This is a genomic window from Promicromonospora aerolata, from assembly GCF_042682255.1.
GTDB classification, from domain to species: Bacteria; Actinomycetota; Actinomycetes; order Actinomycetales; family Cellulomonadaceae; genus Promicromonospora; species Promicromonospora aerolata.
On the sequence record NZ_JBHUHF010000001.1, the window covers coordinates 2,430,770 to 2,454,210 of the forward strand.

The window sequence follows — 23,441 nt, forward strand, 5'->3', positions numbered from 1 at the left end:
GGGTAACCGGGCGTCGGCTCGGCCAGCGTGACCCGCTCCCGGATCCGGTCCACGAGGGACCTGCGGATGAAGTACCCGCCGACCGAGAGCACCAGGTGCTCGCGCGAGAACGGGTAGGGGTCGCGGACGCCCATGCGAGGCTCCTCCACGATCCGCGCTCCCGCGAACTCCGGGAAGAGCTCCTCGAACGGGCCGTAGAAGCGGGTCCCGGACGTTCGTACCTCGGCGACGTTGCCGGCTGTACCGTGCTGGATCAACCGCTCCACACCCGGGTAGAAGTTCCAGACGTGGTGGGCGAAGTTCTCCGGCACGGCCATCTGGAGCACCATGGTGCGCTCCTGGCGGGGGTCCGGCCGGTCCGCCACGGCTTCGGCGTACCGGTCCCGCTGGGCGACCACCCGCTCGAGCAGGCTCAAGCAGAGGTTGACCCGCTTGTACGGCGGGAGGATCGGCCGGCCGAACGCGGTGCCCAGGTACGTCGCCCCGAGGTCGAGCAAGAGCCCGCGCGCCGGCAGGAAGATGTAGGCGGCCTTGAAACCGGCTCCGAGGCTGAGCAGCATCGCGTGCTCGCCGTCCCCGAAGGAGTAGACGGCCTTGCCGAACGAGACCAGCGCGTCGAACGGCGCGCACTCCGCACCGGTCAGCGGGTCGCGCAGCGCCAGGCGCCGGTCCCGCACCGCGCGGGTCTGGTGGGCGAGGTGCGGGTCGTCGCCGGCGGCGATCTCCCGCTGGGCGAGCGTCAAGAACTCGCGGTCGTCCGGTTCCGGTAGGTCCGGCCTGAGGAACTCCTCGCGCCACCACCTGATCGCGTCAGGCGAGATCGACACCCCCTCCGCGACCATCTCCTCCGGAGTCATGATCCGGGGCACGGTGGCGAGGAAGTAGAGATCCTTGACGACCGTGGGCAGCGCGACCACCCGGTCGGCGTCCGCCTCAGGGAGCGGCCGGAGCGCGCCGTAGGCCGCCCAGACCGCTGCGCAGGCCCTGGCGTCGTCACCGGCGAGGAACGCCGTGAGCGCCTCGGCGTGCACGCGGCGCGTCGTATCCCCTGCCGGCCCGCGGAGCAGCTCGCGGAGCACCACGGGGAGAGGGAGCTCGGCATCCGCCTGGAGCATGGAGAGCCGCTCGTCGAACGGCACGTCGTCCGGGCCGCGCTCCACCTCGCGCCACTCGCCCAGGATCTGGTGGTCCGTCGGTTCGTCCTCCAGCACCCGCGCATAGGCGTCGTCCACCTCAGCGGTGGGCGCGCCGGACGCCACGAGAGCCCGCGCAAGACGCCTGGCCGTCCGGCGGTCGTTGCCCGTACCGCGTTCCAGCGCCCTGCGCAGGTGCGGCACCGCCAAGGTGGCCTGGCCCGTGGCCTCCAGCGCTCCGGCACAAGCCAGGAGAATCCGCACGCGGTTCGCGAACCGGGCCGACGCCGCCTCGGCGAGACCGGCCACGAGGGCCGGGTCACCGGCCGCGGCGACCCGCTTGAGGTACGGAAGCACCTCGAGCGGAGCGACCTTCTGTCGTCCGTTCAGAGCGCGGACGAGGTCCCGCACCTCACGATGCAGGGCCTCGTCCATGGGCACGGCCTCGGTCACGCGCCGGCGCGGCGGGTCTCGACGAACTCGGTCCCCTTGTCCCACAGGTCGCGGTACTTGACGTACAGGTCCTGGTTCCAGGGCTTGAGCCAGCCGGCCCAGTGCACGATGCTCGGGTCGGTCACGGTCTCCTGGGTCGGCCAGTTGTTCCAGGCCGGCTCGATCTTGCGGTACCGGGAGCCCGCGTAGCAGTTCAGGATCTCCTGGTCGTTGAGGCCGTAGCTCTCGACGTAAGCGACGTACTCGGCGGTGAAGCTCTCCGACCGCATCTGCGCCAGGTCCATGAGCAGGATGCCCGCGTTGAAGCCGTCGAAGTCCTTCGGGTGCCGCTGGTACATCGCACGGAAGAACTCGTTGGCGACCTCCGGCTCCTCCGTCAGGCGGCGTCCCTGCTTCAGGATGTTGCCGAGACCGCTGCGCACGCCGTGACCGACGGACGGGCGGGCGGCGAGCGGCGAGCCGCCGAGGTCGACGTCGTACAGGTTCGCGATGTCCTTGACGGTCAGCGCGTCGATGTCGTGGTAGACCACGCGGTCCAGGTCCGGCAGCAGTTCCGGCAGGAGCAGGCGGTCCATGGTCGAGACCGTGATGTGCTTGAGCATGCCGAGCACTGGCCCGTAGTCGATGTCGTCGCAGGCGATCCACTCGAAGGCGACCTCGGGGAACAGACCGGCGAGCCGGTCGTGGTCCTCCGTCGTGTGGTCGCGCGTGAGCGCCACGATGTGGAGGGGGCGGTCGGAGTGCTGGACCATCCCGCCGACGACCACCTCCATCTCTTGCTTGAGGTTGCCGTCGAGCGCGACCGCCACGTGCACGGTCTCGCCGGTGCGCGGCGCGGTGGCGGGCGTCACGACGCGCGAGGCACGCGCCGTCCGGCACGCCTCGTCGACGTCGAAGGACGCCGTCAGGGCCTTGGTCGGCGCGGAGAACCGGGCCTCAGCCAGCGCCACCTCCGGTGCGACGGTCTTCTGCCACTCGGCGTGGACCTCCTCGCGCGACTTGCCCTGCAGCACGAGCGCCATGGCCGGAGCGAGCAGGCGACGGATGCGCTCGCGCATCGCGTCGAGGTCGTTCTCGTCCGCGTCGAGCAAGCCGGCGAACCGAACGTCCGCGCGGTTCTTGGGCGTGAACTTCACGTTCGCGCCGATCGACCAGGACGGCAGGTAGCAGTGCAGACGCGAGGTGACGACCTGGCCGTACTCCGAGCGGTAGCTCTCCAGCAGGCCGAGTGCCTCGCGGACGTTCGGCCCCATCGAGGTCCAGCGGACGTCCTCGTGCATCTGGGTGATCTGGATCGCGTCGTCCGTCGGAGCCGGCGTGTCGACGTAGGCCGTCGGGCCGTCGGCGGGAACCGGTGCACCGGCGTCGGGGAAGACGGTGCTGATCGTCGTGGTCAGGCAGCCGGAGAAGAAGGCGGGCACGCCACGGGCGAGGAGCAGGTAGACCGTGTTCCAGTCGCGGCAGCCGATCGGCCCGTTCGCCTTGAGGTACTCGATGGCCTCGGGCGTGAGCATGCTCGGCCGGTTCACGTGGAACGAGATGAACAGCGGGTTCACGTTCGGGTGGAACGGGAAGTCGTAGGCCAGCCCGAAGATGTCCTGCATGTACCAGCCGAACGCGATGGCCCACGTGTTCTCCGGGACGGCGTCGTAGCTCGAGGAGTCCCGGTTCAGTGTCATGAGGTGGACGTCGGCACCTGGACCGTCGATCTGCAGCTCCGGGCGCACGCGGTCCTGGAGCTCCGAGACGACCCCGACCAGTTCGTCGTCGCCGTGCAGACGCAGGCCGGCGTGGCGCACCAGGTGGCCGAGGCTTGCGATCGTCTGCACGTAGTCGCCCACGTTGGACGAGGTCGTGCCCTCGTCCGGCTGCTTGTAGTCGATGACGCCGAACGAGACGCGCCCCTCGGGGACCGTCGCCGTCCGCGGCTCGACGGCGCGATCCGTGAAGTCGGCGAGCAGCTCGATGCGCCGGGCGAGCGCCTCGTCGGCGTCTCCAGCGGCACGCGCTGCGTCGATCGCGCGGGACACCGCCGGGTACTCCTTGACGGCGAAGAAGATGGACGCCATGGCGAACAGGTCCTTCGCGCCGTGCACGAGACCCTGGTCGATCCACTTGACGCACACGTCGACGACGCCGAGCTGGCCCACCTGGGCCGCCGTGCGGAGGAACTCGACCGGCGTGTTCCGGGCCACGAGGTCGCGTGGCACCTCCGAGAACAGGTCCCAGGCGAGGTCATAGCTGCCGGCGTGCCGCGCGACGAGCGCACCGCCGAGGGCGCCGGCGACGCGCGTGTCCGGCTGGTCGTAGAGCGAGTGGCACAGCGCGCGGGCGCTCACGAGGACCTCGGAGTTCAGCTTGCGCGTGAACCGGCCGCGGATCATCTTGACCACGCCGTCCGTCAGGGGGACACCGGAGCGCAGGATGCGTGCGAGCTCGGCGTCCGCAGCCGTGCGCTTGGCCGCGTGGACGTACTCCCGCTTCGCGCGGACCTCTTCCTCCGGAAGACCGCCGGGCTCCAGCCCGAGGGCTACCTCGACCATCTGCCGGTACGACGACCGCAGCCGCGTCACGGCCTTCTCGTTCACCGTCGGCTTGGCCGGCGTCGACGAGGTCGACGGCCTCGCGGGTGCCTTGGTTTGTGGCGCAGCGGGCTTCGTCTGCTGCGACGCACCTGCACCGGCCCAGCGGTCGGCCGTGCGGGCGATCTTGCGAAGTGCGCGATGGCGCAGGCTCCGGCGTCGAACGTTCATGCAAGCACCTTTCTCGGGATCGGCGAGCTCGGCGCTCAAGCCGGTGACGATCGTACCGTCCAGGGCGATCCTGGTGCCCCATCGATCGTCACAAGGGGATTAAAATCTCCCGGTGTGTCGGCGGCTGGCACATAGGCTCGGGCCGTCTTGACCAGTCCGACCACCGACGACTACCTGACCCGCGCAGAGCTTGAGGAGAATGTGACGTGACCGGCGACTGGAATCCCAACATTGAACGCAAGCTGGTCCCCGGAGTGTCAGCCCACGCTCTCTGGGTCACTGTGGGGTGGGCGCTCTACATCGGCAGCGGTGCGGCCGTGATCGCCTTGGCTTTCTGGGTGCTCAATGAGGCTTTCTGGGCGCTGACCCCATTCCTGATCAGCGTGGTCGCATTCGCAGTGAACCGAGGGGTCGACATCTTCGTCCCGTTCCGCGAGAAGAAGGAAGCGGCGGAAGGCTACGCGACATTCGTGCGGGGCTTCGGCCCGATGGAGCTTGAACATGTCGACCCGCGAACGGGCCGGCTGGTCTCGTTCGCGGGCGAACGGCTCAGCAGGGCCGAGCGGCGGGAACGGATTCGTCTGATCAGAGCCCAGCACCACGCCCCCAGCGACACGAGCAGCTGAGCCGCCATGGCAGCCGAGCGGCGAGATATTCCCTGATCCGGGGGCGCCGTGCCCCCTTAGGCTCGGCCCATGACCAGCCCAGCACGCACGCCCACGCCGATCGACGCCGTCGCCGACGACTACGTCACGCGTCTGACCGAGCTCTCCCCGCTGTCCGCCACCGGGATGGGCCTACCCGGCCACGATCACGAGATGGACGACCTGTCGCCCGCCGGCCACGACGCCGTCGCGCAGGCAGGCCGGGACGTCCTGGCCAGGCTGGCCGGCCTCGAGCCCGCGGACGACGTCGACCGGGTCACGCTCTCCGCGATGCGCGAGCGCATCGGGCTCGACCTGGAGCTGCACGAGGCCGGCGAGGGCCTGCGCAGCCTGAACAACATCGAGTCGCCGGTGCAGCAACTGCGCGACGTCTTCGACATCATGGCGACCGACTCGGTCGAGGGCTGGGAGAACATCGCGTCCCGGATGAGCCTCCTCCCGGGTGCCGTCGACGGGTACATCGAGTCCCTCACCGCGGCAGCGGCCAAGGGCGACGTCGCCGCCGTCCGCCAGGTGCGCGAGTGCGTCGCGCAGGCACGGGAGCTGGCCGCCGACGACTCCTTCTTCACGTCGTTCGTGACGGGCGAGGCCGCGAGCGCCACGCTCGGCGAGGGGCACGCGCTGACCGGCGACCTGACGCGGGCGGCGCAGGGCGCGCGGACCGCGTACGGCAAGCTCGCCGACTTCCTGGAGCGTGACCTCGCGCCGCAGGCACCCGAGGCCGACGCCGTGGGCCGCGACCGGTACACCCTCTGGTCGCGCTACTTCCTGGGCGCCGAGGTGGACCTCGACGAGACCTACCAGTGGGGCCTCGAGGAGCTCGCCCGCATCGTCGCGGAGCAGGAGTCGGTGGCCGCGACGATCGCCGGTCCGGGTGCGACGGTCGAGGAGGCCGTGGCGATGCTCGACGCCGACCCGTCGCGCAAGCTGCTCGGCACCGCGGCGCTCAAGGCCTGGATGCAGGAGACCTCCGACGCGGCGATCACCGCGCTGAACGGCACGCACTTCGACGTGCCGGAGCCGGTGCTGGACCTGGAGTGCATGATCGCGCCGACCCAGTCGGGCGGCATCTACTACACCCCGCCGAGCGACGACTGGTCCCGCCCGGGCCGCATGTGGTGGGCGGTGCCCGAGGGCGTCACGGAGTTCAACACCTGGCGCGAGAAGACGACGGTCTACCACGAGGGCGTGCCGGGTCACCACCTCCAGTGCGGCCAGGCGGTGTTCGCGCGCGCGACACTGAACACCTGGCGCCGCCTGGCCTGCTGGGTGTCCGGCCACGGCGAGGGCTGGGCGCTGTACGCGGAGCGGCTCATGGCCGAGCTCGGCTACCTGGAGGACCCGGGCGACCGCCTCGGCATGCTCGACGCCCAGCGCCTGCGCGCGGCCCGCGTCGTGTTCGACATCGGTGTGCACCTGGGCATGCCGGCCCCCGAGCAGTGGGGCGGCGGCACCTGGACGGCCGAGAAGGCCTGGCCCTTCCTGCTGGCCAACGTGAACATGCCGGAGTCGTTCGTCCGCTTCGAGTTCAACCGGTACCTCGGCTGGCCGGGGCAGGCGCCGTCGTACAAGGTGGGGCAGCGGCTCTGGGAGCAGACCCGCGACGCCGCCCGGGGCGCGGCCGCCGCGCGCGGTCAGGAGTTCGACGCCAAGACGTTCCACGCCCAGGCCCTCAATCTGGGCTCGGTGGGCCTGGACACCCTCCGCGGGGCCCTCGCCTGACCCCTGCCGTGTCAGACATCCGGGTGGCCTGGGTGTCTGACACGCAGGGCCAGCCGTGGAGTGACGTGGGTCACGTCGCAGGGTTCACCGTTTCCCTGTTTCACCGACCCGCATTCTCGTTACTGTGGCGCGCGTGCCACGCCTGGTCCTCGCCTCACAGTCCCCCGCCCGACTCTCGACGCTGAAGTCCGCCGGAGTCGTTCCGGAAGTCGTCGTGTCCGGCGTGGACGAGGACAAGGTCCTCGCCGACGCCACCGAACGGTTCGGTGAGCTCGATCCCGCCGACGCCGTGCTCGTCCTGGCCCAGGCCAAGGCCGAGGAGGTGGCGTCCCGGCTGGAGAGGGCTCGGGACGACGCCGCGGGGGACGCGCCGGACGCCGCCGACGCCATCGTCATCGGCTGCGACTCCATGCTCGAGTTCGACGGCACCGTCGTGGGCAAGCCCGCCGACGCCGCGGCCGCACGCGAGCGCTGGCGCTCGATGCGCGGGGGCAAGGGCGTGCTGCACTCGGGCCACTGGGTCGTCGACCTGCGGGACGACGACGCCGGGGGCACCGGCGGCACCCTCGGCTCGACCAGCTCGACCACGGTCTGGTTCGCCGACATCGACGATGACGAGATCGACGCCTACATCGCCACCGGCGAGCCCTTGCACGTGGCGGGTGCGTTCACCATCGACGGCCTGGGTGGCCCGTACATCGAGCGCGTCGAGGGCGACCACCACGGCGTGGTCGGCATCAGTCTGCCGCTGGTGCGCGAGCTCTTGTCCGAGCTGAACATCCCCTGGCGCACCCTCCGCCCCCGCTGACCCCCGCCCCCCACCACCCTCCCAACCCCCACCCTCCCAGTCGAACGCCGTGCTGGTTGCGCTATGAGCCGTCATTCCGCAACTGCTACGGCGCTCGACGCCGGGAGGAGGGAAGAGGGACGGGGAGGGGGAGGGGGAGAGTCACCGGTGCTTGGTGCAGGGGGTTTGGTTTCCAGTGCAGGCTGGCCAGGCGCTCGGCTATCTCCTGGCCGACGCCGCCGTCGGCCAGACTCCGGGTGGCAGGGAACCTGAGGACGATCAGTCGGTCGGTGCCGACGAGCCCGTTCTGCCGCAGCGAGTCGTCGGCCAGCATCGCGGCGCCGGAGTGGAAGGCTCGCCCGTCGATCTCGACCACCAGGTACCGCCCGTCGGGGAGGCGCCAGACGAAGTCGACCCGGCCCAGGAAGACACCGTCCGAGGTGAACGTGACCTGCTGCCCGTCCGGCGGGACGCCCTGATCGATACAGGACAACCGCGTAGCCGTCTCGGCCGGAGACGCGTCGCGTGCTTCCACCAGCCCGAACCAACCGTGCACCGCCGCGGCGCCTCGTCGCCCCCGCACCAGCTCGCGTACCCGCTGCATACCACCAGCGTCGAGGTGCCCCTCGTGCAGCGCGTTGCTGAGCACCGCTACCGCCTCGTCGCGGGTGAGGTGCGGGAGCGCCTGCGCCAGCGCATGGGGGAGGGCCGCGATCCGGCGTCCCCGGTAGCGCTCCACCGGAAAGGGCGTATAACGGCGCAGCACGACTCCATCGCTCACCGCCACGTCCTTGCCCTGCGGCCGCGCCGCCTCGGGGACCAGTCTCGCGGGCAGGCCGGCCAGCCCGTGCAGGGCGAGCGCGCAGACACCGGTGGCGATCCCGTCCGGTACCGCGAGCATGCCGATCCAGGCTGCCCGACGCCGGACGTGGTCGTGGTAGTCGTCGCGCCGGCGCCGCTCCACCGGTACGGGATCCGTGTCGTAGACGCAGCGCGTGACGCGCGTCCACGTCCCGTTCCTCAACAGCCGCCCTACTGCGTACTTGTCCAGGCCGGCAGCATCGCACTGCGTCTTGCTCACCAGGCCTTCCTGCGTCGCGGCGTCGGACCGTAGCCGCGATGGGAGGGATCTCGGGGGTCTCATACGGCCGATCCCACCCCGCCCCCTCCCCCTCCGCAGCAGGAATCTCTGTCCCCTGTGGAAAACCGCCACCCCAGCAGCCGAGCGCCGTGCTGGTTGCGCTTTGAGCCATCATTCCGCTACTGCCACGGCGCTCGGCCAGCTGGTTGCCTCTGATGGATGTGCACAATTGGGCGCGGGGCATCCGACCGTAGTGGGGCGACGCCATGTCTGAATCCTCCAAACGGCCCGCGCCGGGGTTGGTCTGGCCTCCAGACTTTTCACCGGGTGCCCGGAGGCGGTACGTCGGCCCGGTACCACCGGGTTACGGTGAGCCGTGCCCAGTTCCAGCCTGCCCCGAACCATCTCGAAGGTGCTCATCGCCAACCGTGGTGAGATCGCCGTCCGCGTGGCCCGTGGATGCGCCGACGCGGGGCTGACTTCCGTCGCCGTCTACGCCGACCAGGATCGTGAGGCGCTGCACGTCCGCCTCGCGGACGAGGCCTTCGCGCTGGGCGGTGCCCGCGCCGCGGACACCTACCTGGACCCGGCCAAGCTGCTCGACGTCGCCCGCCGCTCCGGCGCCGACGCCGTGCACCCCGGCTACGGCTTCCTGTCCGAGAACGCGGAGTTCGCCCAGGCGGTGATCGACGCCGGACTCACCTGGATCGGGCCGCCGCCGTCGGCCATCGAGTCGCTCGGCGACAAGGTGAGCGCGCGCCACATCGCGCAGCGCGCGGGTGCTCCGCTGGTGCCCGGCACCCCCGACCCGGTCAAGGACGGCAGCGAGGTCAGGGCCTTCGCCGAGCAGTACGGCCTGCCCATCGCCATCAAGGCGGCGTTCGGCGGCGGCGGTCGCGGGCTCAAGGTCGCGCGCACGTTCGAAGAGATCGACGAGATGTTCGACTCGGCGGTCCGCGAGGCCGTGGCGGCGTTCGGCCGTGGCGAGTGCTTCGTGGAGCGCTACCTGGACAAGCCGCGCCACGTGGAGACGCAGTGCCTCGCGGACACGCACGGCAACGTCGTCGTGGTCTCGACCCGGGACTGCTCGTTGCAGCGCCGCCACCAGAAGCTGGTGGAAGAGGCGCCGGCGCCCTTCCTCACGCCCGAGCAGGAGAAGTCCCTGTACGCCGCGTCGGAGGCGATCCTCCGTGAGGCGGGCTACGTGGGTGCGGGCACCTGTGAGTTCCTCGTCGGGGTGGACGGCACCATCTCCTTCCTCGAGGTCAACACCCGGCTCCAGGTGGAGCACCCGGTGACCGAGGAGGTCACGGGGATCGACCTGGTGCGCGAGCAGCTGCGTATCGCCGCGGGCGAGGAGCTCGGGTACTACTCCCCCGTCGTGCGCGGCCACTCCATCGAGTTCCGGATCAACGGCGAGGACCCGGCGATGGGCTTCCTCCCGGCGCCGGGCCGCCTGAACACGATCGCGTGGCCGTCGGGCCCGGGCGTGCGCGTCGACACGGGTGTCGTCGCGGGCGACTCCGTCTCCGGGGCGTTCGACTCCATGATCGCCAAGCTCATCGTCACGGGCGCCACGCGCACCCAGGCGGTCGAGCGGGCCCGGCGCGCGCTGCGCGAGCTCGTGGTCGAGGGCATCCCGACGGTCGTCCCGTTCCACCAGGCGGTGCTCGAGGCCGACGCGTTCGTCCCGGCGGACGGCTCCCCGTTCCGCGTGCACACGCGCTGGATCGAGACGGAGTTCGCGGACACGCTCAAGACGCTGGCTCCCGCCACGCCCGCGCCGGCCCCGGAGCCCGACGTGGAAGAGGTACCCGCCGAGCGGGTGGTCGTCGAGGTGGGCGGACGTCGGCTCGAGGTGGTCCTGCCCGCCGGCCTGGGTGTCGCGGCAGGTCGCGCGCGGTCCGCGAACGCCGCCCGGCGTCCGGCCCGGCGCGCCGCCGGCGCCAAGGCCTCGGGGTCCGCCGGGAACACGCTGGCCTCCCCCATGCAGGGCACCATCGTCAAGGTGGCGGTCACGGACGGCGCCCAGGTGGCCGAGGGCGACCTCGTCGTCGTGCTGGAGGCCATGAAGATGGAGCAGCCCATCCTGGCGCACCGCGCGGGCACCGTGCGGTCCCTGACGGCCGAGCCAGGGGCCGGCGTGACCGCGGGCGCTCCGATCTGCGAGATCGTCGACTGAGCCGGTCGGGGCGACCGAGCCGGTCGAGGCCGCAGGGTGAATTTGCGGTCAATCCGGGTGAAAAGTTGCTTATTGGGGCAGACATCGATGGAACGGGCACAGAACGCCATCTTTGATCCGCTAGGTTCTGCGACGTGACACACGTCGTAGTACTCAGCCCCGAAGAGGCCATCGCCCTCGTCCGTCCCCGCAAGTCCCTTCCGTCGTTCGTCAGTGAGTTGACCTGCGACGACGGCGTCATCTCGCTGACAGGTGACCTGCGCCGCCTGACCTATGCACCGCTCCCGGTCAAGATCGCGGCCAAGGCCGTCCCGGTCGTGCACGCGTCCGCGCGGATCACCTCCTTCTGGCAGAACATCGCGGTGCTCCAGGTCGACGCCGACGCGGCCGGCCTGCCCGCCACCAAGCTGCTCCCGCTCGCCTCCGGCACCGTCGCCAAGATGGCGCACAAGCGCGGGCTGCCGGAGCACGCCGTGCAGCTCCGCAAGGACGGCACCGTCTCGCTCGACGTGCAGGCCCTGATGAGCGACACGTTCACCGAGGTGACGGGGTTCCGCTTCGAGGGCGGCAAGGTCGTCGTCGAAGGCGTCCCCCGGGGAGCCTGAGCGGAACTGCCGCACACGTCCCGTCACCGAGCCGCCGCTGCGGATCGGGGGCGGGACGTCTTTTTGCCACCATCGACCGCCGGCCTCCCGACCGCTGACATCGCGCGCCAAGACCTGACAGACTGGCGCCGTGCCGAACGCGACAGTGCCCCCGACCGACCTGCACCGGCACGGCGGCGACGGGTGGGTGACGTGCGGCGACCACCGGCACTGGGGCCTGTTCGGCGCGGCCGGCCTGCTGCTCGTGCGCAGGGACGCCGGCGGAGCGCCGTCGCACGTGGTGCTCCAGCACCGCGCCCTGTGGTCGCACATGGGCGGCACCTGGGGCATCCCGGGCGGCGCCCTCGCACCGGACGAGAAGCCGGCGGCGGGTGCGCTGCGCGAGGCTGCCGAGGAGGCGGCCATCGACCCGGCCGCCGTGCACGTGGTGGGTACGCACGTGCTGGAGCACCCGGCGTGGACGTACACGACGGTGGTGGCCGACGTCGCCCCCGGGTACCACGTCGAGCCGCGCGCCGCGGACCCGGAGAGCCTGGAGGTGCGCTGGGCCGGGCTCGGTGACCTGGGCTCGCTGACCCTGCTTCCCGCATTCGGCGAGGCACTCCCCCGGCTGCTCACCATGCTGGGTTAGGGTCGTTTCGTGCATATCCGGATCGCTCCCGAAGAGGTGCTCAGCCTGGCGAGGATCGCCAAGCAGGCTCCACCCATCATCACGTCCGTCGTCGGTGACGGGGACGTGATCCGGGTCGTCGCGGACCTGCGCCGCCTCGAGACTCTGCCGGGTCCGCTCAAGCTCGCCGTGAAGATCGCCCCGATCGTGCGCGCGGACGTCAAGCTGGCCGCCTTCGAGCGCGGCGTCGCCACCCTCACGGTCGAGGTGAATGCCGCGGGGCTGCCGGCGCACCGGCTGCTCAGTCTCGCCGCCGCGCCCATCGAGCAGGAGGTGGCCAAGCAAGGGCTGCCGCCGGGGGTCGTGGACGTGCAGCCGGACGCGCGGATCGCGGTCGACGTCGAACGTCTGCTGGAGGCCAAGGTTCCGGGTCTCACGGTCTCGAGCGCAAAGGTCGAGGGCGGCCAGATCGTCCTGGACGCTTCCGTCGCCTGAGCCGGAGGTGCAGCGCAGGGTGAGGGCCGAGGAACGAGGCACTCGCCCGAAGCGGAACCGCAGGCTCAGGCGACAGACAAGCAGGACCTGAGCCGGAGGTGCAGCGCAGGGTGAGGGCCGAGGAACGAGGCACTCGCCCGAAGCGGAACCGCAGGCTCAGGCGACAGACAAGCAGGACCTGAGCCGGAGGTGCAGCGCAGGGTGAGGGCCGAGGAACGAGGCACTCGCCCGAAGCGGAACCGCAGGCCCAGGCGACAAACAAGCAGAGCCTGATGCCGGCACCCGCTCGGGCGGCGGGAGAGCCTACGAATGCGGGGTGTGTTGCTCTGCGTTGACATTGTCCACGCAGAGCAACACACCCCGCACTCCTGGTATCGCCCCCCCCGGCACCACGGCCGGCAGGACCTGACCTACTTGCCGACGCGCGCGTCCAGGACGCGCGCACCCTCGGCGATCGACCCCGACAGCGACGGGTAGATCGTGAACGCGGAGGCGACATCCTCGACGGTGAGCCGGTGCTGCACGGCCAGCGTGATCGGGAAGATCAGCTCGGACGCGCGCGGCGCCACCACCACGCCGCCGAGCACCACGCCCGCCTCGGGGTGCGCGAAGAGCTTCACGAAGCCGTCCCGGATGCCGAGCATCTTGGCGCGCGGGTTACGGGCGAGCGGCAGCGTCGTCGTGATGAAGCGCGAGCTCTGCGCGCGCAGCTTCTCCTCGCTGTAGCCGACGGTGGCGATCTCCGGAGCGGTGAAGATGTTGGAGGCGACGGTGCGGAGCGCGAGCGGCTGCACGGCGTCGCCCAGCGCGTGGGCCACGGCGATGCGGCCCTGCATCGCCGCCACGGACGCGAGCGGGAGCACACCGGTGCAGTCGCCGGACGCGTAGATGCCACGCACCGAGGTGCGCGAGACGCGGTCCACGACCACGTGCCCCGCCTCCGACAGCCGCACTCCCGCCTCCTCGAGCCCCAGGCCGGACGTCGCGGGCACGCCGCCGACCGCCACCAGGACGTGCGAACCGTGCACCACACGGCCGTCGGACAGCGTCACCTCGACACCGTCGTCGGTCCGGACGGCCGACGCCGCACGCGAGCGGGACAGCACGGTCATGCCGCGGGAGCGAAACACTCCCTCGAGCAGCTCGGCGGCATCCTCGTCCTCGCCGGGCAGCACGCGGTCGCGGCTGGAGACGAGCACCACGTCGGATCCCAGGGCGTTGTAGGCGCCCGCGAACTCGGCGCCCGTGACCCCGGAGCCCACCACGATCAGGCGTTCGGGCAGCTCGCGCAGGTTGTACATCTGGGTCCAGGTGAGGATCCGCTCGCCGTCGGGCACAGCGGTGGGCAGCGTCCGCGGGGTGGCGCCGAGCGCCAGGAGGACCGAGTCGGCCTCCAGCACCTCGGTGGTGCCGTCGGCCAGCTCGGCCACGACGTGCGCCGGCCCGTCCAGGCGGCCCTTGCCCGCGACGATCCGGATGCCCTCGCGCTCCAGGCGGCCGCGGATGTCTGCGCTCTGCGCCCGTGCGAGCGCGAGCACGCGCTTGTTGACGGCCTGCAGGTCCACGAAGTGCTTGCGCTTCTGCTCCGCCGTCCCGGCAGCGGACGCCGCCGCCTGCACGCCCGCACCGCCCAGCGCCGGCGCCGCGTACGCGGACACGACGGGGATGCCGCCGGTCGCCAGCGAGACGTCCACGTCGGACGTCGGGTCCACCACGTCGTCGGGCGTGCGGATGCCGAGCTCGGGGGCGCGGTCGGCGATGGTCATCCACTCGGCGGTGGCGATGAGGGTCTTGGAGGGGACCACGTCGGTCAGGACCGCCGCGCCGCCCAGCCCCTGCTGCTCCACCACGGTGACCTGCGCACCGTGGCTGCGTGCCACGAGTGCCGCCTCGTAGCCGCCGGGTCCACCTCCCACGACGACGACATGGGGCGGGACGGCTGCGGAGTCGAGGGGGGTCACGGTCCCATTCTCGCATCGTCGGCGAGCGAGCAGGATCCACGGCCCTCGTGGACGCGTGCCGGGGGGAAAGTGGCGTTAACCTCGGACCATGAGTACGGAGCCAGATCTTGACGACCCGACGACCGACCCGTTCGACGTCGCTGCCGCGGCCGCGGAGTACATCGCAGCCAAGACGGGGGTGTCGGGGCACGACGTCGCGCTCGTCCTCGGCTCCGGATGGGGTGGTGCCGCCGAGCTGATCGGCGATGTCGTCGCGGAGATCCCCACGGCGGAGATCCCCGGCTTCGTGCAGCCCGCGGTCCAGGGGCACCGGTCCACCACGCGCTCGATCCGCATCGAGCGGCCCGACGGCGCAGTGCGCTACGCGCTCGTCCTCGGATCCCGCACCCACCTCTACGAGGGCCGTGGCCCCCGGCGGGTGGCGCACGGCATCCGCACGGCGGCGGCAGCGGGGTGCGAGACCGCGATCCTCACGAACGGCTGCGGCAGCGTGCACATCGGCTGGCGGCCCGGCCAGCCCGTGCTACTGCGCGACCACCTGAACTTCACGGGCCAGACCCCGCTCGAGGGCGCCAAGTTCGCCGACATGACGGACATCTACACGCCGCGCCTGCGCGACGTCGCACGGAGCGTGGACCCGGACCTGCCCGAGGGCGTGTACGCGCAGTTCCACGGCCCGCAGTACGAGACGCCGGCCGAGGTCAAGATGGCCGGTCTGCTGGGTGCCGACCTGGTCGGCATGTCGACCGCTCTGGAGGCCGTCGCCGCCCGGCACTGCCGCATGGACGTGCTCGGCATCTCGCTGGTCACCAACCTGGCGGCCGGGATCAGCCCCCACCCGCTCTCCCACGAGGAGGTGCTGGAGGCGGGGCAGAAGGCCGGCCCACGGATCAGCGACCTGCTCGCCCGGGTCATCAAGCAGATCTGATGCCGATGTCCGTCAACCAGCCGACCACCACCGGGACGCTCTCCGCGCCCGACCTCGTCGCGCGCGCCGAGGCCTGGATGGCCGCCGACGTCGACGCGGACGACGTCGCCGAGCTGCGCGACCTGATCGCCCGGACCACCGGAACCGGCATCCGCACGCACGCCGTCGCCGAGCTCGCCGACCGGTTCTCCGGAACGCTGCAGTTCGGCACCGCCGGGCTGCGGGGCGCCATGGCCGCCGGACCCAACCGGATGAATCGCGCCGTGGTGATCACGGCCGCCGCGGGGCTGGCCGCCTTCCTCGCGGCGGAAGCCGCCGGCGTGGCCCCCCGCGTGGTGGTCGGGTTCGACGCCCGGCACCGCTCCGCCGACTTCGCCCGGGACACGGCAGCCGTCCTCGTCGCCGCGGGGGCCGAGGTGCTGCTCATGCCCGAACCCGGCCCCACCCCGGTGCTCGCCTTCGCGGTGCGCCACCTTTCCGCCGACGCGGGCGTCATGGTCACCGCGAGCCACAACCCCGCCGCCGACAACGGCTACAAGGTGTACCTGGGTGGGCGGGTGGTCACCGGAGCCGGCCAGGGCGCCCAGATCGTGCCACCGTACGACGCCCGCATCGCCGACGAGATCGCCGGCGTGGGCGCCGCCAAGGACGTACCCCGCGCCGAGTCCGGCTGGACCGTGCTCGGCCCGGAGATCACCGACGAGTACCACGCAGCCGTGGCCACGCTGCACGACGGGGCCCCACGCGCCAAGCTCCGCATCGTGACCACGTCGCTGCACGGCGTGGGCGGCGCGGCCGTCGCGCGTGTGCTGGCCGAGGCGGGCTTCACCGATGTCGTACCCGTGGAGGAGCAGGCGGAGCCCGACCCGGACTTCCCCACGGTGGCGTTCCCCAACCCCGAGGAGCCGGGAGCCATCGACATGGCGCTCGCGCTGGCGCAGGACGCCCACGCGGACCTCGTCATCGCGAACGACCCCGACGCCGACCGGTGCGCCGTCGCCGTGCTCGACCCGCAGTACGGGACGTACCAGGGTGCCGAGACGGCATTTTCGCAGGGCTGGCGCATGCTGCACGGCGACGAGGTCGGCATGCTGCTCGGCTGGGACGCCGCCGAACGGGCCGCGCGCGCGGGCACCGGGGGCACGCTCGCCTGCTCGATCGTGTCGTCGCGGGCACTCGCCGCCATCGCCGCACGGCACGGGCTGGAGCAGGCCACCACGCTGACCGGCTTCAAGTGGATCTCGCGCACCCCGGGCCTCGTGTTCGGGTACGAGGAGGCCCTCGGCTACTGCGTGGACCCCGAGCACGTCCGGGACAAGGACGGGCTGTCGGCAGCGGTCGCCATCGCGCAGCTGGCCGGCCGGCTGGCCGCCGAGGGCCGCACGCTGCTGGACGGGCTGGACGACGTCGCCCGCGCCTGCGGGCTGCACGTCACGGGGCAGGTGTCGGCCCGATTCGACGACCTCGCCGAGATCGGATCCACCATGGCGGCACTCCGCGAGTCGCCGCCGGCCGTCCTGGCGGGCTCGCCCGTCGACTCGGTGCGCGACCTCGCCGAAGGTCTGGACGGGTTGCCGCCGACCGACGGCGTGGTGCTGCTGACCGCCGACGACACCCGGGTCATCGTGCGACCCAGCGGCACCGAGCCGAAGATCAAGTGCTACATCGAGGTGGTGTCGCCGGTCGATCCGGACGCCTCGGCCAGCACCCTGTCCGCGGACCGGGTCGCGGCACGGGAGCGCCTGTCCCGGGTCCAGGACGACCTCCGGGCGACGCTGGGCTTGTGACGGCACCGGTCCCGCGGCCCGGAGGGCAGCGGGACCGGCCGACGCCGGAGCGTCCTACTGGACGACCGCCGGGAGCACGTCCATGGCGTCCGGGTTGGTGGCCAGGAAGTTCGGCACCTTGTCCTTCGCCACCGCCTTCATGAGCGGGTCGAACGTGGCACGGTCGAGCACCACGATCGACTGGCCGTCGGCGCTCCGCCCGGTTCCCGTGTAGGGCGCCGTCATGAACGTGATGTCGTTCGTCGAGATGTCGCCGGCCCCCTCGAACAGCTCCTGGATCCGGTCCAGGGTGAGCTCCTTGTCCACGGCCACGGAGCTCGTGACGGCCTCGAGGAAGCGGGCCATCTTCATGGGGTCGCTCCGGTTGTTGTTGGCCTTGGCGACGATCGCCCGCATCCAGGCCTGCTGACGCTGTACGCGGCCGAAGTCGCCGTTGGACAGGGCGTAACGCTCCCGGGTGAAGGTCAGCGCCTCCTCGCCGGTCATGGCCTTGCGCACCGAGCCGCCGTCGCCGTCCGGCACCGTGATCTCGACCCCGTCCAGGGAGTCGGTCAACGACTTGAACGACTCGAAGTCGGTTACAGCGAAGTGGTCGATGCGCACGCCCGTCAGGTCCTCGACCGTCTGGATCATCAGCGGCGGCCCACCGTAGGAGAACGCCGCGTTGATCTTCGCCTCGCCGTACCCCGGGATCGGCACCCAGGAGTCACGAGGGATCGAGATCGCGGCCGCCGACTGCCGGTCGGCGGACAGGTGCACCAGCATGATCGCGTCCGTGCGCTGCGCCCCGGCCTCCCAGGCATTGGGGTCACCGGCCGAGATCCGGCTGTCGGAGCCGAGGACGAGGATGTTCACGGGCGCCGTCGGTCCCTCCACCGGCTCCGCGCTGGGGCGGGTCGACGGGTCGATGTCGGCGAACGGGTCGATCCGCTCCAGGTTGTCGTCGAGCGACATGCGGTAGCCGAAGTAGGCCGCGGCCCCGCCACCGCCCACGAGCAAGAGCACTCCCACGACGATGCCGGCGACGAATCCCTTGCCCCGGCGCGGGCGGCGGGCGTGACGTACGTCTCCGTCTACGGGATTGGGAGCGGCGAGAAGATCGTTCTTTCGATCGGGTGCGGCCATAGCTCGTGATCCTAGTGTTGTTTTGGGCTACTACCCTTATGCCTGCACCGCAACCGGAAGAGGCCTTCAGGGGTGCGTTTCGGTGAGCCCTGGCGGGACGTCAGACAGAGAGGAGAGTTGCCGTGCTCACTCACGTGAGACGCCAGCAGAACCGCGCGATTCTCCTGGTCACACACCATTTTGCCCCCGAGTCGGGGGCACCCCAGCGGCGCTGGGGAGCCCTGGCGGGCCACTTGGTGCCAGCAGGTTATCCCCTTACTGTCCTGACACCGCCACCGCACTCCCCTTCGGGAAAGATCACCCATTTTTCACCCGACTACCGGCCCGGATCGGTCCGTTCCGGAAGCCATGGGGAAAAGATCATCCGGGTGAATTACCGCGAGCATTCGCACGGGCTCGGCTCACGGGCCGCGGACCAGGTGGTCGCCGCCGTCAGCTCGGTGCTGCGCGGGGTCCGGCCCGCTGCGGGCCGGCCGGCCGTGGTCATCGCGACGGTCCCCGGCATCCCGAGCGTCGTCGCCGGCTGGGCCCTCGCCCGCTGGCACCGGGCTCGCTTCGTCGTGGAGATGCGGGACGCCTGGCCCGACCTCATCGCGCCCAGCGGCATCCTGCGGCGCCGGGGGCGCAAGCTCGGCCTGCGCCGCGGGGCGCGCGACCTCGTCGCACGCGTGGTGCACCGCACCGTCACCCGGCTCCAGGCCCGGGCAGACCTCGTGGTCACCACCACCGCGGCGTTCGCCGAGGTGCTCCGGTCGCGCGGTGTCCGCAACGTGGCAGTGGTACGCAACGGCACCGCGTTCGAACCCGTTCGTGAAAACGCTCCCGTCGTCGTGACCGACCGCCCGCTGCGCGTCGTCTACGCGGGGACCGTCGGCCGGTCGCAGGGCCTGGACGTCGCGGTGCGCGCGGCAGCGCTGGTCCAGGAGCGGGGCCACGCGCTCGACGTACGCATCGTGGGGCACGGCAACGAGCTGGAGCCGCTGCGGCTCCTGGCGGACGAGCTGGGCGCGCCGGTCCGTGTGGAGCCCTCCGTGCCGTCCACCGAGGTTCGCGCCCTGTACGCGTGGGCCGACACCGTGATGGTCTCGCTGCGCGACTGGGAGCCGTTCGAGTGGACCGTCCCGTCCAAGCTGTACGAGGTCATGGCATCCGGTGTCACCGCGTCGGCGTGCCTGGCCGGCGAGGCCGCCAGCCTGGTCACGGCGAACGGCGCGGGCGCCGTCGTACGTCCCGGCGACGTCGAGGGCCTCGCCGACCTCTGGTGCGGCTGGCTGTCCGACGGCGTCGTACCCGCTGCCTCGACCGATGCGGCCACGTGGGTCGCCGAGCACGCGAGCGACGCGGTGCTGGGTCACCGCTACACCGAGCTGTTGGACGAGCTGCTCCCCCACCCGCTGGTGGGTCACGCCGGCCGAGGAGCACGCTACTGATGGCACCGCCTCTCCGGCGCGCGGGCGAGCTCGCGCGCAACCTGCGCTTCACCACGTCCTTCGTGGCCAGGACCCTCGTCGAGGACCCGCTCTGGCTCGCCGTGCAGACCGCCCGGCGTGCTCCTGAAGCGCTGCGTCGACCGCTCGTGCACGCCCTCGGTCTGGCGCCGGCGCCGTCCGCCCCGCACGCGCTGGGTCGCATGCTCGCCGGCGACGCCGCGCGTGCCGCGGACGAGGCGGAGCAGCTCCTCGCCCGCCGCGACGGTCGGGGCCGACGGGTCGCGGCCGAGGTCGCGGTCGCGGTGGGACGGCCGGACCTGCTCGACGGCGTCGGCGGGGCCGGCCCCGCGCGCTACCGCGCCGCCTGGCTCCTCGGCGATGCCGAGTCGGTCGGTCCGGACGCCCCCGCCGGGCTCCGTGCCCAGGTGGCGGCGCTGCAGCCCGAGCCGCCCGGCGAGACGCGCGGGCCGTCCGGCACGGGTGGCTCGGACGCCATCACCGTGCTGCACCACCTCACCAACTCGCTGCCCCACACCCAGAGCGGCTACACGCTCCGGTCGCACGCGATCCTGCGTGCGCAGCGCGCGCACGGCCTGACGGCGTCCGCGACGACCCGCCCCGGCTACCCCCTGACGATCGGCTCGCTCGCGGCCCGCGGCACCGACGTGGTCGACGGGGTCGCCTACCAGCGCCTCGTCCCCAGCCGGATGGCGTCCGACGTCGCACGGCGGACCACGCAGGAGACCGAGCTGCTGACCGATGCGGCCCGCGAGGTGCGCGCCGACGTGCTGCACACCACCACGCCGTCGGCCAACGGGGTGCTGGCCCGTGCAGCGGCGCGGCGGCTCGGCATCCCGTGGGTCTACGAGGTGCGTGGCCTGCCCGAGGAGACCTGGGTGGCTTCGCACGGCACGACGGAGGGCCGTACCCGCGCCGCAGCGTCCCGTCGGCGTGCCCTGATGCAGGCGAAGGAGACGGAGCTGGCGCTCACGGCCGATGCCGTGGTGACGCTCAGCGGCACCATGCGCGACGCGCTCGTGGCACGGGGGGTGCCCTCCGACCGCATCACGGTGGTGCCGAACGCCGTGTCCGAGGCCCTGCTCGCCACCGAGCACCCGACGCCGGAGGCGGCGCGGGCCGCGCTGGGCCTGCACGCTGGACCCGCCATCGGGACGGTGAGCAGCCTGGTCGGCTACGAGGGTCTGGAGACCGTTGTCCACACCGTGGCCGCCCTGCGCGCCCGCGGGCACGACGTCACGGGCCTGCTGGTGGGTGACGGCGTCTCCCGCCCCGGGCTCGCGCGCCTGGCCAGTGAGCTGGGCGTGGCAGATCATGTGGTGCTCCCGGGACGGGTGCCCGCTGACGCCGCCCTGACCTGGCTGGCCGCGCTGGACGTCGTGCTGGTGCCTCGCCGCGACCACGAGGTCACGCGGCTGGTGACACCGCTCAAGCCTGTCGAGGCCATGGCGGTGGGGCGCCCGGTCGTCGCAAGTGCCCTGCCTGCCCTGGTCGAGGCCGTGGGCGGCGCCGGCCTGCACGTCGACGCCGACGACAGGGAGGGCTGGGCCACGTCGGTCGAGGCCCTCCTGGAAGACGCTGGACGACGCGCCGAGCTGGTCGAGCGCGGCCGAGTGGTAGCAGCCGAGAGGACATGGGTGCGCAACGCGGAGACGTATGTGGGGATCTACCGAGCCTGCCTGGGGGTGACGGCATGAGCGGCCCCGAGACCGGTACGTACGCGGCGCTCTTCGACGCGTCGCCCACCACCACCAAGCTGGTGACGCTCGGCAACCTGTCCCGGGTCGGGGCACGACCGCCGCTGGGGCAGTACATCGGGCTGCTGTGGGAGCGGCGGCACTTCCTGTGGGCGGACGCGCGGGCGAAGGTGGCCAGCGGGACGCGGCAGAGCCTCCTGGGCAACGCCTGGCTGATCCTGAACCCGCTGATCAATGGCGCGGTGTACTTCCTGATCTTCGGGCTGCTGATGAAGAACGCGCGGGGCATCGACAACTTCGTCGGGTACCTGCTGATCGGGGTGTTCCTGTTCCAGTTCACCACCCAGTCGATCAACGGCGGCGCCCGTTCGGTGCAGGCCGGCAAGAATCTGATCCGGGCGTTCACGTTCCCGCGCGCCGCGCTGCCGATCTCCGTGATGCTGCGCAACCTGCTCAGCCTGGGCCCCACCCTGCTGACGCTGGCCGCTCTGATCTACTTCGTGCCGCCTGCCGAGGAGTACACCTGGCGCATCGCGCTGGTGGCGGGCGCCCTGGCACTGCAGGTCATGTTCACCACGGGGCTGACGCTCCTGGTGGCTCGCTGGGCGGCCGCGCTACCCGATGTCACCAACCTGATCAGCATGGTGATGCGCATCTGGCTGTACGCGTCAGCGGTGTTCTTCTCCTTCGACAGGCTCGTGGACGATCCCGAGCTGCTGAGGTGGCTCGAGGCGAACCCGATGTTCATCGTGCTGGACATCGTGCGGGACTGCGTGCTGTACGCCACCACGCCGGACCCGATGCGCTGGGTCTGGCTCGGTGGATGGGCCGTCGGCATGCTGCTCATCGGGTTCATCACCTTCTGGAGTGCGGAGGAGAGCTATGGCCGCTGACCTCGACTACCCCATGCCGACACAGCTGGGCCAGGGCGGTCCCGCGTCGATGCCGGTGCCTACCCAGGGCCCGCTGTCGGCGGCGACGCCCATGTCGGTGCAGGCGCCTCCCCACACCGGCCAGATCACCGCCGTCGCGCCGCGGTCCGGGAGCACCCCGGTGCTCTGGCCCACGGTGGCCGTGCAGGGGCTGCGGATGTTCTACCGGACGCCGTCGACCGACACGACCCGCGGTCGGCGCGCCAAGCTGAAGCGCGCCGTGCTCAACGCCGTCGGCCAGGAGCCCAAGGTGACGGTCCGTGCGCTGACGGACATCTCGTTCGTCGCGAACTCCGGCGAACAGATCGGCATCGTGGGCCAGAACGGCTCCGGCAAGAGCACGCTCCTGCGCATCATCGCCGGCCTGGAGAAGCCCACCAAGGGCCAGGTGCTGGCCGAGAGCACGCCCGTGCTCATCGGCGTGAACGCCGCCCTGGTGCCCGACCTGCCGGGCGAGGAGAACGTCCGTCTCGGCTGCCTGGCCATGGGCCTCTCCCCCGCGGAGACCCAGGCCGCCATCCCCGACGTCATTGAGCTCGCCGGCCTCGGCAAGTCGATCTACCTGCCCATGCGCACCTACTCCTCGGGCATGGCGGCGCGGCTGCGCTTCGCCATCGCGACGGCGGCGCGCCCGCACATCCTGCTGATCGACGAGGCACTGGCCACGGGTGACGCCGCGTTCAAGGAACGCAGCGAGGTACGCATGGAGCGCTTGCGCAAGGAGGCCGGCACGGTGTTCCTGGTGAGCCACGCGGCACAGACCATCGAGGAGTCGTGCACCCGCGCCATCTGGCTGCACCACGGCCGTCTGGTGCTCGACGGCCCGGCACAAGACGTCGCCGTCCGCTACCGCAAGTGGGCCTGGGCCTTCGCGAAGGACAAGCCCGAGGAAGCCAGGCAGGTTCTCGAGGAAGCGTTTGCCGAACGGCGCGAGACGCAGGTGCGGTTTGACGCGCCGGAGCCCCCCACCGGGCGGGTCCGGGAACGACACGCGCGGCCGACCGGCAAGGACCTCAGGGCTCAGGAACGAGCCATACGCAGGAACAGATCCAACCAGGAGGACATGTGACCACCCGG

Annotated in this window: 17 protein-coding genes; 13 read left to right on the top strand and 4 right to left on the bottom strand. The window is 71.6% G+C overall.

Features of this window, described 5'->3' with window-relative positions:
* Positions 1-1,582: 1,582 nt before the first annotated feature.
* Positions 1,583-4,339, bottom strand: a complete 2,757-nt coding sequence (locus ACFSL2_RS10990) for a glycosyltransferase family 8 protein (RefSeq protein WP_377197899.1) — start codon at positions 4,337-4,339, stop codon at positions 1,583-1,585.
* 206 nt (positions 4,340-4,545) lie between these two features.
* Here ACFSL2_RS10990 and ACFSL2_RS10995 point away from each other — a divergent pair, with 206 nt between their 5' ends.
* The 3 genes from ACFSL2_RS10995 (at position 4,546) to ACFSL2_RS11005 (ending at position 7,534) form a co-directional block, all read left to right on the top strand.
* Complete coding sequence (locus ACFSL2_RS10995; protein ID WP_377197900.1) at positions 4,546-4,965, top strand: hypothetical protein; 420 nt, start codon at positions 4,546-4,548, stop codon at positions 4,963-4,965.
* Between the two features lie 69 nt (positions 4,966-5,034).
* Positions 5,035-6,726, top strand: coding sequence for a DUF885 domain-containing protein (locus ACFSL2_RS11000; RefSeq protein ID WP_377197901.1), 1,692 nt, complete (start codon positions 5,035-5,037; stop codon positions 6,724-6,726).
* A 124-nt stretch (positions 6,727-6,850) separates the two neighbouring features.
* Positions 6,851-7,534, top strand: a complete 684-nt coding sequence (locus tag ACFSL2_RS11005; protein WP_377197902.1) for a Maf family protein — start codon at positions 6,851-6,853, stop codon at positions 7,532-7,534.
* 85 nt (positions 7,535-7,619) lie between these two features.
* Here ACFSL2_RS11005 and ACFSL2_RS11010 read toward each other — a convergent pair whose 3' ends face one another.
* Positions 7,620-8,594: a hypothetical protein gene (locus tag ACFSL2_RS11010; RefSeq protein WP_377197903.1), complete on the bottom strand. Its 975-nt coding sequence runs from the start codon at positions 8,592-8,594 to the stop codon at positions 7,620-7,622.
* 376 nt (positions 8,595-8,970) lie between these two features.
* Here ACFSL2_RS11010 and ACFSL2_RS11015 point away from each other — a divergent pair, with 376 nt between their 5' ends.
* The 4 genes from ACFSL2_RS11015 to ACFSL2_RS11030 all read left to right on the top strand — a co-directional run bounded on the left by ACFSL2_RS11015 (position 8,971) and on the right by ACFSL2_RS11030 (position 12,486).
* A complete protein-coding gene (locus ACFSL2_RS11015) occupies positions 8,971-10,776 on the top strand; it encodes an acetyl/propionyl/methylcrotonyl-CoA carboxylase subunit alpha (RefSeq protein WP_377197904.1) in 1,806 nt (601 codons plus the stop codon).
* Between the two features lie 134 nt (positions 10,777-10,910).
* Positions 10,911-11,381: a hypothetical protein gene (locus ACFSL2_RS11020; protein ID WP_377197905.1), complete on the top strand. Its 471-nt coding sequence runs from the start codon at positions 10,911-10,913 to the stop codon at positions 11,379-11,381.
* A gap of 130 nt (positions 11,382-11,511) precedes the next feature.
* A complete protein-coding gene (locus ACFSL2_RS11025) occupies positions 11,512-12,012 on the top strand; it encodes an NUDIX domain-containing protein (protein WP_377197906.1) in 501 nt (166 codons plus the stop codon).
* A gap of 9 nt (positions 12,013-12,021) precedes the next feature.
* Complete coding sequence (locus ACFSL2_RS11030; RefSeq protein ID WP_377197907.1) at positions 12,022-12,486, top strand: hypothetical protein; 465 nt, start codon at positions 12,022-12,024, stop codon at positions 12,484-12,486.
* A 410-nt stretch (positions 12,487-12,896) separates the two neighbouring features.
* Here ACFSL2_RS11030 and ACFSL2_RS11035 read toward each other — a convergent pair whose 3' ends face one another.
* Entirely contained in the window at positions 12,897-14,447 is a 1,551-nt protein-coding gene (locus ACFSL2_RS11035; protein ID WP_377197908.1) for an NAD(P)H-quinone dehydrogenase, read from the bottom strand.
* Between the two features lie 88 nt (positions 14,448-14,535).
* On the opposite strand from ACFSL2_RS11035, the gene ACFSL2_RS11040 reads away from it, so the two are divergent.
* Positions 14,536-15,375, top strand: a complete 840-nt coding sequence (locus ACFSL2_RS11040; protein ID WP_377197909.1) for a purine-nucleoside phosphorylase — start codon at positions 14,536-14,538, stop codon at positions 15,373-15,375.
* Positions 15,375-17,162: a phospho-sugar mutase gene (locus tag ACFSL2_RS11045; protein WP_377197910.1), complete on the top strand. Its 1,788-nt coding sequence runs from the start codon at positions 15,375-15,377 to the stop codon at positions 17,160-17,162. The genes ACFSL2_RS11040 and ACFSL2_RS11045 overlap by 1 nt, the downstream gene beginning before the upstream one ends.
* Before the next feature lie 54 nt (positions 17,163-17,216).
* On the opposite strand, the gene ACFSL2_RS11050 is transcribed toward ACFSL2_RS11045, so the two are convergent.
* Entirely contained in the window at positions 17,217-18,287 is a 1,071-nt protein-coding gene (locus ACFSL2_RS11050; RefSeq protein WP_377197911.1) for an LCP family protein, read from the bottom strand.
* Between the two features lie 134 nt (positions 18,288-18,421).
* Here ACFSL2_RS11050 and ACFSL2_RS11055 point away from each other — a divergent pair, with 134 nt between their 5' ends.
* The 4 genes from ACFSL2_RS11055 to ACFSL2_RS11070 are packed head-to-tail and all read left to right on the top strand — an operon-like array spanning position 18,422 to position 23,433.
* On the top strand, positions 18,422-19,717 hold the full coding sequence (locus ACFSL2_RS11055; RefSeq protein ID WP_377200802.1) for a glycosyltransferase family 4 protein: 1,296 nt from the start codon (positions 18,422-18,424) through the stop codon (positions 19,715-19,717).
* Positions 19,717-21,432, top strand: coding sequence for a glycosyltransferase family 4 protein (locus ACFSL2_RS11060; protein ID WP_377197912.1), 1,716 nt, complete (start codon positions 19,717-19,719; stop codon positions 21,430-21,432). The genes ACFSL2_RS11055 and ACFSL2_RS11060 overlap by 1 nt, the downstream gene beginning before the upstream one ends.
* Positions 21,429-22,325, top strand: coding sequence for an ABC transporter permease (locus ACFSL2_RS11065; protein ID WP_377197913.1), 897 nt, complete (start codon positions 21,429-21,431; stop codon positions 22,323-22,325). The genes ACFSL2_RS11060 and ACFSL2_RS11065 overlap by 4 nt, the downstream gene beginning before the upstream one ends.
* Positions 22,315-23,433, top strand: a complete 1,119-nt coding sequence (locus ACFSL2_RS11070) for an ABC transporter ATP-binding protein (RefSeq protein WP_377197914.1) — start codon at positions 22,315-22,317, stop codon at positions 23,431-23,433. The genes ACFSL2_RS11065 and ACFSL2_RS11070 overlap by 11 nt, the downstream gene beginning before the upstream one ends.
* Positions 23,434-23,441: the final 8 nt, after the last annotated feature.

Coding starts and splice junctions, on each gene's coding strand:
- ACFSL2_RS10990 (WP_377197899.1), bottom strand. CDS start 4,339: ATGAACGTTCGACGCCGGAGCCTGCGCCATCGCGCACTTCGCAAGATC.
- ACFSL2_RS11000 (WP_377197901.1), top strand. CDS start 5,035: ATGACCAGCCCAGCACGCACGCCCACGCCGATCGACGCCGTCGCCGAC.
- ACFSL2_RS11040 (WP_377197909.1), top strand. CDS start 14,536: ATGAGTACGGAGCCAGATCTTGACGACCCGACGACCGACCCGTTCGAC.
- ACFSL2_RS11045 (WP_377197910.1), top strand. CDS start 15,375: ATGCCGATGTCCGTCAACCAGCCGACCACCACCGGGACGCTCTCCGCG.
- ACFSL2_RS11050 (WP_377197911.1), bottom strand. CDS start 18,287: ATGGCCGCACCCGATCGAAAGAACGATCTTCTCGCCGCTCCCAATCCC.
- ACFSL2_RS11060 (WP_377197912.1), top strand. CDS start 19,717: ATGGCACCGCCTCTCCGGCGCGCGGGCGAGCTCGCGCGCAACCTGCGC.
- ACFSL2_RS11065 (WP_377197913.1), top strand. CDS start 21,429: ATGAGCGGCCCCGAGACCGGTACGTACGCGGCGCTCTTCGACGCGTCG.
- ACFSL2_RS11070 (WP_377197914.1), top strand. CDS start 22,315: ATGGCCGCTGACCTCGACTACCCCATGCCGACACAGCTGGGCCAGGGC.